We start from the raw sequence: 13,193 nt of genomic DNA, 5'->3' as shown, positions 1-13,193 counted from the left end.
TACCGAGGAGGTACACAAAAATGAGGCGTAGACTACATTCCGTAATCGGCATTGGCGCATGAGCGGCCCTGCCGCTCCGCTCCTTGCCACACCACTAGTGCAAGTCCCGAAAAAGGGCAGGGGAGAGACATGAGCTCCGCACACGAATGGCCCAACGAGCCGTCCCATCCACTCACCGCCGAAGAGGCCCATCAAATTAACTCGTGGTGGCGCGCCGCGAACTATCTTTCGGTAGGCCAGATCTACCTCATGAACAACCCGCTTCTGCGCGAACCTCTTTCGCGCGACGACGTGAAGCCTCGCCTTCTCGGCCACTGGGGAACGACCCCGGGCCTCACGTTCCTCTACGCGCACGCGAACCGCGCGATCAAGCAGCGCGGCCTCAACGCGTTCTACGTAACGGGTCCCGGCCACGGCGGCCCGGGCCTCGTCGCCGCGAGCTACCTCGAAGGCACGTACACCGAGACCTACCCGGCCATCACGAAGGATGAGCGCGGCCTCAAGAAGCTCTTCACGCAGTTCTCCTTCCCGGGTGGCATTCCCTCGCACGTCGCGCCGGAAACCCCCGGGTCGATCCACGAGGGTGGCGAGCTCGGCTACGCCCTCTCGCACGCCTACGGTGCTGTGCTCGACAATCCCGACCAGATCGCCTTCACCGTTGTGGGGGATGGTGAGGCCGAGACCGGCCCGCTCGCCACGAGCTGGCACTCCAACAAATTCATCAACCCCAAGAACGACGGCGTTGTTCTGCCGATCCTCCACCTCAACGGGTACAAGATCGCGAACCCCACCGTTCTCGCGCGCATCAGCGATGACGAACTGCGCTCCCTCATGGTGGGGTACGGCCACACCCCGTTCTTCTTTGAGGGCGGCTTCGACGATGAGCCGATCGAAGAAACGCACAAGCGTTTCGCGGCCCTCCTTGACGAGGTGCTCGACATGATCGCCGACATCAAGAAGCGTGCCGCCGAGGGTGACATCGAGCGCCCCATGTGGCCGATGATCGTGTTCCGCACCCCGAAGGGCTGGACCGGCCCGAAGGAGATCGACGGCAAGAAGACCGAGGGTTCGTGGCGCAGCCACCAGGTGCCGCTCGCGAGCGCGCGCGACACCGACGAGCACCTGAACGATCTGCGCGAATGGCTTGAGTCGTACAAGATCGACGAGCTCGTGAACGAGGAAGGCGCGTTCATCGACGAGATCGTCGAGGCTGCGCCCGCGGGTGAGAAGCGCATGAGCGCGAATCCCATCACGAATGGCGGCGAGGTGCTTCACGACCTCGTGCTTCCCGACTTCCGCGAGTACGGGGTGGACGTTCCGAACCACGGCGGTAGCAACGCCGAGGCGACCCGCGTGCTCGGCACGTGGCTTCGCGACGTCGTGAAGAACAACATGCACAGCTTCCGCGTGTTTGGCCCCGATGAGACCGCGTCGAACCGCCTCCAGGCGATCTACGAGGTCTCGGGTAAGCAGTGGAACGGTGAGTTCGAAGAGCACGACGCGAATGAAAACCTCGCGAACGAGGGCCGCGTCATGGAGATGCTTTCCGAGCACCAGATGCAGGGCTGGCTCGAGGGGTACCTCTTGACCGGCCGCCACGGCCTGTTCTCGAGCTACGAAGCGTTCATCCACATCGTCGATTCGATGGTGAACCAGCACGCCAAGTGGCTCAAGGTGACGAACGAGATTGAGTGGCGCAGGCCCATCGCCTCGCTCAATTATCTGCTCTCCTCGCACGTGTGGCGCCAGGACCACAACGGCTTCAGCCACCAGGATCCGGGATTCATCGATCACGTGGTGAACAAGAAGAGCGAAGTTGTGCGCGTATACCTTCCGCCGGACGCGAATACGCTCCTTTCCACCTACGACCACTGTTTGCGCTCGCGCCAGTACATCAACGTGGTTGTGGCTGGTAAGCAGCCGAACCCGAACTGGCTCACGATGGACGAGGCGATCGTGCACTGCACGCGCGGCATCGGCATTTGGGAGTGGGCCGGGACGGAGGTCGACGGCGAAGGCGTCGACGTCGTGCTCGGCTGTGCCGGTGATATCCCGACAATCGAGACCCTTGCGGCCGCGAAGATCCTCCGCGAGGAGATCCCGGATCTGCGCGTACGCGTCGTGAACGTCGTGGACCTCATGCGCCTCCAGCACGAGCGCGAGCACCCGCACGGCCTCTCCGAGAAGGACTTCGACGGCCTGTTCGGCAAGGACATCCCCGTGGTGTTCGCCTACCACGGCTACCCGTGGCTCATCCACCGCCTTGCCTACCGCCACGATCCGAACGCGCGTATTCACGTGCGCGGCTACAAGGAAGAGGGCACGACGACCACGCCGTTCGACATGCTCATGCGTAACGACATCGACCGCTTCCACCTTGTGATGGACGTGATCGACCACGTCGATTCGCTCGGCACGCGTTACGCGGGCCTGCGTCAGCGCATGGCGGACGAGCGCATTCGCGCCCGCCAGTACGCGTTCACGCATGGCGCGGACATTCCCGAGGTCGCGAACTGGGTGTGGGATGACTCCCAGCACGACGCGGCGATCGCGAGCGAGGCCGTGAACGTGACAGGTGGCGACAACGAGTAGCCCCACGTCTCTCCCGTCGATTGCATAGGGTCTGTGGGGGTTTTGCAGCGTGCATTACCCCCACAACCTTTATGCAATTTCGAGAATTACCCCCACAACGTCTATGGAATTCACGGAGCTGATTGAGCGGATCGAGGTCGTCCGCATCCCCATGCGCACGCGATTTCGCGGCATCGACGTGCGCGAGGCCGCCCTCCTTCTCGGCCCCGCGGGCTGGGGCGAATTCTCGCCATTTCTCGAGTATGGCCCCGAGGAAGCGGCAGCGTGGCTCTCCGCCGCACTCGAGCAGGCCACACTTCCCTTCCCCACATTCGCGCGCACCCGCATCCCCATCAACGCGACCATTCCGGTCGTAAGCCCCGAACGGGCGTACGCGCTCGCCCGGTCGTTTGGCTCCACCACCGCGAAGGTGAAGGTTTCCGACGCCTCCTCCGCCCACGGCGATGATCTGGCACGCGTTGCCGCCGTGCGGGAGGCCCTCGGCGATGAGGCGCACATTCGCGTCGATGCCAATGCGGCGTGGGGCGTGCGCGAGGCGATCGAGAAGATTCGGGAGCTCGACCGCTCGGCAGGGGGCCTCGAGTATGTCGAGCAGCCGTGCGTGAGCGTGCGCGAGCTCGCCGACGTGCGCCGCGAGGTGCACGTGAAAATTGCCGCGGATGAATCGGTGCGCAAAGCCGAAGATCCTCTTGCGGTTGCGCGTGCCAAAGCCGCCGACATCCTCGTGATGAAGGCGCAACCACTCGGTGGAGTGCGCCGAGCCCTCGCGCTCGCGGAACAGGCGGGCCTTCCCGTCGTCGTCTCGAGTGCGCTCGAAACGTCGGTGGGGCTTAGCGCGGGCCTCGCGTTCGCGGCGGCACTGCCGGAGCTCTCGCATGCGTGCGGACTCGGCACCGCTCGACTTCTCGAAGGAGATGTCGCGACTTCGCCCCTCGTGAGTGAGAACGGCGCTCTTCCCGCGGGGCGTGTTGAGGCGTCCGAGGAGCTGATCGAGCAGCATCGCGCCCCCGCCGAGCGTACGCGCTGGTGGCACGCGCGGATCGCCGAGGCTGCCGAGGTTCTCGAAGCGCGAGGCTACCGGCCCCGGTAGGCTTGGCGCATGCATATTTCCGCCCCGCCCCGCACTGGCTCGGGAGCGCTCGAATCCGCGCATGCGCTGCTTGAATCCTTCATCGCATGCGGGCTTCGCCACCTCGTGCTCGCACCCGGCTCGCGTTCGGCGCCCCTCGCCTATGCGGCGAGCGCTCTCGTCGAGAGTGGCAAGGGAGTCTTCGAGGTACACGTGCGCCACGACGAGCGCGCCGCGGCGTTCACGGCGCTTGGCCTGAGTCGCGCGGGTGAGCTGGCGGCCGTCGGCACCACGAGTGGGACCGCAACCGCGCATCTGCTCGCCGCCGCGATGGAGGCCCACCACAGCGGGATCCCGCTCGTGCTCCTCACCGCAGATCGCCCGGTCGAGTTGCGCGGAACCGGGGCGAACCAAACGACGTACCAAGCGGAGCTCTACGCGCCGTTCGCAGCGATGAGCGCTGATCTTCCGGCGCCGGGAGCGAATGAAGCGAGCGAGACCGAGCTGCGCCTCGCAGCCGACACCGCGGCGCGCGCCGCGAGCGCTGCGCTGCACGCACCCGGCCCGGTACACCTCAACTTAGGCTTCCGCGACCCGCTCGCGGCTACCCATCCGCCCGAGAGGGGAGCCGCGAGCACACTCCGCATCGCCGAGCACGCCGTTCCCGAGCCCCGCACGGGCACGCCTCTCACCGCGCTCCCCGCGCGCACCGTCATCGTTGCTGGCGACGGATACGAATCCGGTCACCGGGCTGCCACGCTCGCGGCGCGCCTTCGCCTCCCACTCTTCGCCGAGCCCAGCAGCAATGCCCGCGAGAATGCAGACACCCTCGTGCCGTGCTACCCGGAGGGCATCGCGCAGGTCATGGGAAAGCCGGGTCACGCCCTTCGCCCCGACGCGGCGATCGTATTTGGGCACGCGACGCTCTCGCGGCCCGTCCTCCGGCAGCTGCTCGGCGCGAGCGACATCGAGATCACGCTCGAAAGCGATCGCCTCGAATGGCCCGATGCGCCTCGCAATGCCGCGCGCATCGTCCCCCTCATCGATGTGGAAAACTCGACCCTCACGGAAGAGAAGCCTGGATTCCTCGAGGAGTGGAAGCAACGTGGATCCGACCTCGAGGCGCAAAGCCGTGCGGATCTCTCCCCGCAGGCCGAGGCAGCGCTCGCGGCGTGGGAGTCCTGCGCGAGGGATCGATCGCCCCTCGTGCTCGGTGCGAGCGCGCTCATTCGCGACCTCGAACGGCACGCGGGCGAGAGTCATGCCCGTGTGCATGCGAACCGCGGGCTCGCCGGGATCGACGGCACCGTCTCCATGGCGACCGGAATCGCCCTCGCAGGCCGCGCACGCACGCGCGTGCTCCTTGGCGACGTGAGCGCGATCCACGACCTCACGGGGTTTCTCATTGGCCCTAGCGAACGTGAGCCCAATCTCGACATCGTGATCGTGGACGACAACGGTGGGCGCATCTTCTCGGGTCTGGAGCATAGAGAGGCACCTCGCCCGGTTCTCGAACGATTCTTCACGACCCCCCACGGGATTGATCTCGCCGCAGCGATCGAGGGTCTCGGCGTTCAGGTGGAGCGATGCTCTCCCGGCAAACTCTCAGAGCGGCTGTCTTCCCCCTCACAAAATGCGCGCCGCCGGGTATTTTTTGTGGAAATCGGAAGCGATCTTTCAGGAAGCGGGGCTTAGATCACGCCTATGAAGAAATCACCCTCGTGGCTCGCGACCGCCACCCTCGTCATCGTCGGCATGTGTATTTCGTCGGTCTTTACGATCGGCGCCGCGTCCGGCCTCGGCCTCCTGTTGTGGGGAGCACCGGGCGAAGCCTCCACAAGCAACCCGCATTCCTCGAACCCGGCCGAGAACGTTGGCCACGGCGGCGACGTTGTCGAGGACTCGTGGGTCGATACCGCGCGCGTGATTTCGCCGAGCGCAGTCTCTATTCGCGTCGATACCGGCAACGGTGGATCAGAGGGCACGGGAATCGTGTACGACGACAAGGGAACGATCGTCACGAACGCCCACGTTGTCGCTGGCGCCATTCTTATCGACGTGACTACCGCGGATGGCCGAACCTTCGATGCGAAGCTCATCGGCTCCGACGAGAGCACCGATATCGCACTCGTGCGCCTCACGAATCCTCCGAAGGATCTCAAACCGGCAATATTTGCGGATTCCTCGAAACTCACGGTCGGCCAGGATGTCATGGCGGTCGGTACACCGCTAGGCCTCGCGAACACCGCGACGACCGGCATCGTCTCAGCACTCAACCGCCCCGTTGTGACACGCCCTGAACGCAGCGAGAATCAGGATCCGTCGACGGCGTCTTACACCTCGGCGATCCAGACCGACGCCTCGGTTAATCCCGGCAACTCCGGCGGACCGCTCGTGAACCGCGCGGGTGAGGTTATCGGGATTAACTCGTCTATCGCCTCGAACGCGTCCAAGAGTGACGGAGCAGGGAGCATTGGACTCGGTTTTGCAATCCCCGCAAACACGGTCAAGCTCATCGCCGGTCAGCTCGCGGAAAATGGAAAAGCGCAGCACGCTTTCCTTGGCGTGCGTATTAAGGACGGGGAGACCGACACGGGCTCAGCCACAATCAAGGGCGCGCACGTTGTGGAGGTGACGCCGGATAGCTCCGCGGCCAAAGCTGGCATCGGCAATGACGATCTCGTGACGAAGGTAGACGACGTGCAGATTGGCTCGTCATCCGCCCTCACGGCTTATGTGCGCAGCCTCGAGGTGGGAAGTACTCACACGTTTACCGTGTATCGCGGCGGCAAAGAGCAGGCGGTCGACGTCACTCTTCAGGGGAACTAAGGGCGCTGAGGGCCCGGGCGATCGGGCGGGTTTTCGCGAGTGCCTCGGCGTGCTCGGTGAGGGGATCTGAGTCGCTCACGAGCCCACCGCCTGCCTGGATGGTGAGCGTATTGCCGTGAACGTGAGCCATGCGTAGCGCGATGGCGAGCTCGCCATCGCCATCTGCACCGATCCACCCCACGGGGGAGGCATATCCCGCGCGATCGACTCCCTCGAGGCGAGCAATCACTTCGTTGGCGGCTGCGAGTGGCGTTCCCGAGACCGCTGCGGAAGGGTGCAGTGCTCCCGCGATCTCGAGAATCCCGAGGCCTTCGGGCGTGATCCCGCGAATGTCGGTCGCGAGGTGTTCTATCCCCGGCAGGTGAAGGACGAAGGGCGGTCCGGGCGGTGACAGGTGCACGCCGAGCTCTTCGAGAGGTTCGCGCACAGAACGCTCCGCAAATTCATGCTCCGAACGTTCTTTGGGATCGTGAAGGAACGCGTGGCGGTCTTCGACGCTCAGCTCGTCATCCCCGCTCACCGGTCGCGAGCCCGCGAGCACGCGAGAAAACACGTGCGATCCCTCGGTGCGCACAAGCATTTCCGGTGAGGCTCCCACGATGTCGTCGAGCGCGAATGTCCACGCCGTTGGATAGCGGCGGTGCAGTTGCGCCGCGAGTGCCGGTACGAGCCGTTTTGCTTCGAGTGCGCCGAGGTCGATCTCAAATCGTTCGGAAAGCACGATCTTCTCGGCGACGCCGTCGTCAATGTCCTGGACGGCGTCTTTGACGAGGTCCCTGTAGGTCTCGCCGGAGTGCGCGGGCTGCATCGCGCGCGGGGCAACCGTCGGAATGCTGTTCGGCGCGAAGAGTTCGAGGATCTCCTCGGGTTTGGTGAGGAGATTTCCGACGCCAGGTTCGGCTTCGGTGCGCACGCTCGTGAGAAAGGCGCAGCCCTCCACGGATCCAAGGAGGTAGCGGGGGATCACGAGGCGCGAGGGCCGGGAAGAATTGGGGGAGTAGGAGAACGAGGTGAACGCGACGAGGCCGCTGCCTCGAAGATCCGCATAATCCTCGACTTCGGCACTCTCACTCACGGCGCGAAAGGCGTGCGCAAGGTCGTCGAAGCGACCGGCACCCGTGGCCTCGATCCGCGCGGCTGCACCGATGCCGATAAGCCCGCCCGATTCGTGAAGCCACAGCGCGCTAGGTGCTTCTGGAATGTGATCGGTGATCGAGAGGGGAGTATCGAGCCGGATCGATCGCACAAGAACACGGGGGTGGTTTTCCGCGGGGTGGTGAGTGCTCGTGAATAAGATGGGCATGATGTCCACATTATTGCGCACCGCCAGCTTTGACCTCGCTCCCGCCTCGGTTGCCCTTGCCGCGGAGAGTGTGCTGTGAAGCGAAACGATGCCACCCCGATCTTCCTTGGGGTCACGGCCGCCGCAATCGCGTTCACGATCAACGTCGCGATCGTTGCGGTGCCCGTGCTCGTTGCTCATGGTTTCAATACGCTCACGCAAGCAAGCACTCTTGATGCCGTGATCGTCTCGCTTTGCCTCGTGGTGCTTGGTCATGGTGGCGCGATGTCGTTTGAGCGGGTCGGGATCGATGGAACCGCAGTGCTCCCGCCGCTCGGGCTGACCTTCCTGTTTGCGCTCGTGTGCGGCGCGGCGATGCTGCGCACGGGGCGTTCGATGACTCTCACAGAACCGTCGGGAGCCCTCAAGCGAGGGGCGTTGACAGCACTCGGCCTCATTCTTGGGGGTTTCGGTATTTCCTATGCCCTCATGGCGACGGTTGCTTCGCTTCTTGCCCGTACGCCCGGCGTGCAACCCGTGACGGTGAGTGCGGGGGTAAGCGCCCTCGTACTATCGGTGATCGCCGGTGCCGCGGGTCTCATGGCTTCGCTCGTACGGCGTTCGAGTGAGGATGCGCCTCGAGTTGGCTTGCTCGCGCTTGTACCCGATCAGTATGCAGCGGCGCTGCGTGCGATCGGAGTTCTTGTACTCGGGGTGTTCGGCGGCGCAGCCGTGGCTCTCACGGTATGGATGGTGGTTCGCCACGATGCCATCTTCGCTCTTCATCGCGCGCTTGAACCCGACCTCTTCGGAACTATAGTGCTTGTTCTCGCGGGTCTTGTATTCTTCCCGACCATGGTCGTATGGGCGGCTGCTTTCGTGTGCGCGGGATCGGTCACGGTGGGTTCGAACACGCATATTTCCTTCGAAGGCTCGCTCACGGGGGTGCTTCCCGCGTTTCCGATTCTTGGTGCTCTGCCCGAACCAGGGCATTTTTCGCCGTGGGTGTGGGCGCTTATCGCGATCCCGGCACTTGCCTCGATAGGAGCCGCGATTTTCCTCGCCTTCCGCACGCGTGACTTCGACGGGCGAGGCAAGGTCGCCTCGTGGTTGACTTACGCCATCGGGGCACTCATCGTGCTCATGCTCGGCTTTATGCTCGCGAGCGGGAGCATCGGCACGGCGCAGCTCGCGCACGTGGGCCCGCAGCTGCCGTCCCTCATTCTTCCCGTGGCGCTCCTGGTTCTCGTGCCCGCGGCTCTCATCGCGGGGTGGAGTCAAACGGGTCTCGACGCGTGGGTGTTTGCGAAGCTCCGGGCGGGCCGCTCTCGCGTTCTCGACCGAACAGCGGCGCTTCGTGCCCGCGTGGAAGACGCGGAGGCGAAGGTCGCTGCGAGCGATGACGGCGGAGAGGAGGTCGAGTGTGAGGAAGGCGATGCTGCGGCTATCGAGGAATCCGAGATCGAGAAGGATGACGATCCCGAAGACCCTGCCGACGTTTCGGATCCGGATGAAGATAGCGCGCATTCGCGTAGCGGCGAACGTGAGCGTGAGAAGGAAGCCGCGCCCGTGCGCGAATCAGACTAGAACGGCAACCACTCGAGGATCGCGCCAGGCAGGTCATTGCCGCACGAGGATACTGCCTCGTCAGTGAGTGCCGAATCGAGGCATTCCTGGTAGGCGAACATCGGCCCATAGAACACGAGCGAAAGAAGCGTAAGACCGATCACGATGATCGAGGCGGGGATGCCAAACGCCGCCGTGACACTCGCCGAGCGCCGAGCTGGTGTAGGCCACGCGATCATCATGAGCCTCACAAGGAACACGAGCGCGCCCACGCCGGCGATGCCCGCGACAAGGCTGAACGGCAAGGGGAGGAGCGTTGCTCCCCACGCGACGATCATGCACAGCGCGGCAAACAGCAGGGTGCGGCTAAATGCCTTCTGGCGCTCGGGCGAGAAAGTGGGCTGGTCTTGACGGGGGTTCGGTTCGAAAGTCACGGACTCCATTGTGCCGCATGCGCACCGAACGGCCTTGAGCAATCGGCGTGCTTGATGCCCGCTACTGTGGGACCATGAACGAATTTACGTGCGTCGTGTTCATCTCCGGAACGGGGAGTAATCTCCGCGCGATCCTCGAGGCTATCGACACGGGCGCGCTCGCGGGGGTGCGGGTCGCGGCGGTGGTCTCCGACGTCGACGCCCCCGGGCTCGCCTTTGCACGGGAGTGGGGGATCCCCGCGCACGTCATTCCCCTTGCTGATTTTCCTTCGCGCGCAGATTGGGATCGGGCACTGGCGACCTGCACGGCTCGATACCAACCCGACCTCGTGGTGCTCGCGGGCTTCATGCGGTTACTCGGTCACCCCATGCTCGAGGCTTTCGGAGGTCGAATTATCAATACTCATCCCGCGCTTCTTCCGGCATTTCCCGGAGCCCACGGTGTGCGTGATGCCCTGAGCTACGGCGTGAAAGTCACGGGGGCGACCGTGATCGAGATCGACGAGGGCGTGGACACGGGCTCGATTATCGATCAGCGCGCCCTCACCGTGCTGCCGGGGGAAAGCGAAGAGGATCTCCACGAGCGAATCAAGGTCATTGAGCGCGAGATGCTCGTCGATGTGATTGCGCGCCGTTCCCGCAACGAATAGCCCACCGGCCTGCTCCTCGTCACATCGAGTTCACCTGAACGCGATAGGTTTAAGGGGTCTACCCCACGATCATCGACGACGAAGGAGCTCCGCATGCTGAAGCGTGCCGTCACGCGCGCCCTGGTCTCGGTCTATGACAAGACCGGTCTTATCGAACTCGTGACCGCCCTGCACAAGAGCGGTGTCGAGATCGTTTCGACCGGCTCCACGGCGAAGGCCATTGCCGAGGCAAGGATTCCCGTGCAGGCGGTCGAGAGCGTGACGGGCTTCCCCGAAATCCTTGACGGACGCGTGAAGACCCTCCACCCGAAGATTCACGGCGGCCTCCTCGCAGACCGTGACAAGCCCGCGCACCTCGAGGCGCTTGACGAACATGAGATCGCCCCAATCGACCTTCTCGTGTGCAACCTCTATCCATTCGAAGAGACCGTCGCGAGCGGCGCTTCGTTCGAGGAAATCGTTGAGAAGATCGACATTGGCGGCCCCGCGATGGTGCGCAGCGCCGCAAAAAACTTCAACTCGTGTGCTGTCGTCACGAGCATCGAACAGTACGACCTCGTCGAGGGGGCGGTGGCGAACGGCGGTTTCACACGCGATGAGCGTCTCGTTCTCGCCGCCGATGCCTTCTCGCGCATCGCCGAATACGATGCCGCGATCGAAGAGTGGGTCGCGGATCGCGCAGACGAGGCCCTCGGCATCGACCCCGAAGAGCAAGACCTCACCCCGCTTCGCTACGGCGAAAACTCTCACCAGCAGGCCTTCCTCGACGCGAGCCGCTCACTTTTCGAGGATTCAACGACCCTGGCCGAGGCCGAGCTGCTGAATGGCAAGGCCATGAGTTACAACAACTACGTCGATGCCGACGCCGCCCTGCGCGCAGCGTTTGATCACCCCGAGCCGTGCGTCGCGATTATCAAGCACAACAACCCCTGCGGCATCGCGATCGCGCCTGAAGGAACTGATATTGCCGAGGCCTACACCAAGGCTCACGCGACCGATCCCGTTTCGGCGTTCGGCGGGGTGATCGCCACCAACCGCCCCGTGAGCCTCGACATGGCAAAGCGCATCACCAAGGTGTTCACCGAGGTCATCGTTGCTCCAGGCTATGAAGAAGGTGCGCTCGAGCTACTTCAAACGAAGAAGAACCTGCGGATCCTCGAGATCTCAGGCGCGCCCCGCACGGATTCCGCATTCGACGGCCGTGAAATCTGGGGCGGCGTGCTCTACCAAGAGCCCGATCGCTACCAGGCACCTGGCGACGACCCGGCGAACTGGGAACTCGTGTGCGGTGAGCGGGCGTCGGAAGATACCCTCGCGGACCTGGCCTTCGCATGGCGCGCCGTGCGCGCACCCCGCTCGAACGCGATTCTTCTAGCGAAGAATGGCGCGGCCGTGGGCGTTGGCATGGGACAGGTCAATCGGGTGGACGCGTGTCGACTCGCGGTCGAGCGTGCCAACACGCTCGGTAAAAATGGCGAGGAGCGTGCACGCGGTGCGGTCGCGGCATCCGACGCCTTCTTCCCCTTTGCCGACGGCCCTGAAGAACTTATTGCCGCAGGAGTCACGGCCATCGTGCAACCCGGCGGCTCCGTTCGCGATGAGGAGGTGATCGGCACGTGCGAGAAAGCAGGAATCACGATGTACGTCACGGGAACTCGCCACTTCGCGCACTGATCGCCTTCCTCAAGCGGCTTTTTGGCAAACAAACCGAGGCTGCGCAAGCGTCGGGCCTCACCCCGAACCCCGCGACCGCATCAGCCGAACCCACTCATGAGGATCCAACCCCCGCCCCCACGAGCGAAAGACGAGCGATGAAAAAAGGCAAGAAGCAATCCGTGCCCGAACTCGACCTTAACGGCGAACTGCCCCACAGCAGCAACCTTCGCGAATTCATCGAGCACCTGCGTGAACTCGGGTACACGGTTGCCGATGGTCACTCACCCGATCCCGACCTGATTGACCCGCACGGCAACCCCGTGTACACATGGCAGGAAGGCTACCCGTACCCCACTCGTATGGAGCGCGACGAGTACGAGCGCGAGAAGTACTTCCTCCAGGTTGAGCTGCTCAAGCTCCAATACTGGCTCGAGGACGCGAAAAAGAAGGCGATCATCATCTTCGAGGGGCGCGACGCGGCCGGTAAGGGCGGTACGATCAAACGCTTTACCGAACACCTCAATCCTCGAATGGCACGCGTCGTTGCGCTCAATAAGCCCACGGAGCGAGAGAAGGGGCAGTGGTACTTCCAGCGCTACGTCGAGCATCTCCCGACCGAGGGCGAAATGGTGCTGTTCGATCGCTCCTGGTACAACCGTGCAGGGGTCGAACGCGTCATGGGTTTTGCAACCGACGAAGAGTACGAGACCTTCATGGACCAGGTTCCGCACTTCGAACGCATGCTCGTTGATTCCGGCATCCACGTGACCAAGTTCTGGTTCTCGGTCTCGCAAAAGGAGCAGCGTACACGTTTCGCGATTCGGCAGCTCGATCCGGTTCGCCAGTGGAAGTTATCGCCCATGGATCTCGAATCCCTCGATCGGTGGGAGGCGTACGGCGCGGCGAAGGAAGAGATGTTCCGCCGCACCGACAAGAAGTACGCGCCGTGGACGATCATCCGCTCCAACGACAAGAAGCGCGCACGCATCAACGCGATGAAGTACTTCCTCTCGCAATTTGAATACGAGGGCAAGGATCACGCGGTTGTCGGTACTCCCGATCCGCTTCTCGTGATGCGTGGCAAGAACGAAGCAGCCGACGAGTAGCCTCGACGC

The 13,193-nt window shown here is 63.8% G+C and carries 10 protein-coding genes; 8 read left to right on the top strand and 2 right to left on the bottom strand.

Translation table 11 applies throughout. The features are described from left to right. Nucleotides 1-129: 129 nt before the first annotated feature. The 4 genes from M3B90_RS06820 to M3B90_RS06805 all read left to right on the top strand — a co-directional run bounded on the left by M3B90_RS06820 (nucleotide 130) and on the right by M3B90_RS06805 (nucleotide 6,490). On the top strand, nucleotides 130-2,592 hold the full coding sequence (locus tag M3B90_RS06820) for a phosphoketolase (RefSeq protein ID WP_259889277.1): 2,463 nt from the start codon (nucleotides 130-132) through the stop codon (nucleotides 2,590-2,592). Nucleotides 2,593-2,695: 103 nt separating this feature from the next. Beyond that, nucleotides 2,696-3,682: an o-succinylbenzoate synthase gene (locus tag M3B90_RS06815; RefSeq protein WP_259889276.1), complete on the top strand. Its 987-nt coding sequence runs from the start codon at nucleotides 2,696-2,698 to the stop codon at nucleotides 3,680-3,682. A gap of 9 nt (nucleotides 3,683-3,691) precedes the next feature. Continuing rightward, nucleotides 3,692-5,356: a 2-succinyl-5-enolpyruvyl-6-hydroxy-3-cyclohexene-1-carboxylic-acid synthase gene (gene menD, locus M3B90_RS06810; protein WP_259889274.1), complete on the top strand. Its 1,665-nt coding sequence runs from the start codon at nucleotides 3,692-3,694 to the stop codon at nucleotides 5,354-5,356. Nucleotides 5,357-5,365: 9 nt separating this feature from the next. Then, nucleotides 5,366-6,490, top strand: coding sequence for a S1C family serine protease (locus M3B90_RS06805; RefSeq protein ID WP_259889273.1), 1,125 nt, complete (start codon nucleotides 5,366-5,368; stop codon nucleotides 6,488-6,490). Here the strand turns inward: M3B90_RS06805 and M3B90_RS06800 are convergent. Beyond that, nucleotides 6,471-7,793: an isochorismate synthase MenF gene (locus M3B90_RS06800; RefSeq protein WP_259889272.1), complete on the bottom strand. Its 1,323-nt coding sequence runs from the start codon at nucleotides 7,791-7,793 to the stop codon at nucleotides 6,471-6,473. The two genes, M3B90_RS06805 and M3B90_RS06800, sit on opposite strands and share 20 nt — an antisense overlap. Nucleotides 7,794-7,868: 75 nt before the next feature. On the opposite strand from M3B90_RS06800, the gene M3B90_RS06795 reads away from it, so the two are divergent. Next, nucleotides 7,869-9,359, top strand: coding sequence for a DUF6350 family protein (locus M3B90_RS06795; RefSeq protein WP_259889271.1), 1,491 nt, complete (start codon nucleotides 7,869-7,871; stop codon nucleotides 9,357-9,359). Here the strand turns inward: M3B90_RS06795 and M3B90_RS06790 are convergent. Then, nucleotides 9,356-9,772, bottom strand: a complete 417-nt coding sequence (locus M3B90_RS06790) for a hypothetical protein (protein ID WP_259889269.1) — start codon at nucleotides 9,770-9,772, stop codon at nucleotides 9,356-9,358. The genes M3B90_RS06795 and M3B90_RS06790 overlap by 4 nt on opposite strands. 74 nt (nucleotides 9,773-9,846) lie before the next feature. On the opposite strand from M3B90_RS06790, the gene purN reads away from it, so the two are divergent. The 3 genes from purN (at nucleotide 9,847) to ppk2 (ending at nucleotide 13,184) form a co-directional block, all read left to right on the top strand. After that, nucleotides 9,847-10,422 carry a phosphoribosylglycinamide formyltransferase gene (gene purN, locus M3B90_RS06785; RefSeq protein WP_259889268.1) on the top strand — a complete coding sequence of 192 codons (576 nt, stop codon included), beginning with the start codon at nucleotides 9,847-9,849 and terminating at the stop codon, nucleotides 10,420-10,422. Between the two features lie 93 nt (nucleotides 10,423-10,515). Continuing rightward, nucleotides 10,516-12,096: a bifunctional phosphoribosylaminoimidazolecarboxamide formyltransferase/IMP cyclohydrolase gene (gene purH / locus M3B90_RS06780; protein ID WP_259889267.1), complete on the top strand. Its 1,581-nt coding sequence runs from the start codon at nucleotides 10,516-10,518 to the stop codon at nucleotides 12,094-12,096. Nucleotides 12,097-12,233: 137 nt separating this feature from the next. Beyond that, the gene (gene ppk2, locus M3B90_RS06775; protein WP_259889307.1) at nucleotides 12,234-13,184 is read left to right on the top strand and encodes a polyphosphate kinase 2; all 951 of its coding nucleotides are present in this window, start codon (nucleotides 12,234-12,236) and stop codon (nucleotides 13,182-13,184) included. Nucleotides 13,185-13,193: the final 9 nt, after the last annotated feature.

Source organism: Dermabacter sp. p3-SID358, from assembly GCF_025147465.1.
GTDB lineage: Bacteria > Actinomycetota > Actinomycetes > Actinomycetales > Dermabacteraceae > Dermabacter.
The sequence above is the reverse complement of the archived record's forward strand: the minus strand, read 5'-3'. Positions and strand labels throughout refer to the sequence as shown.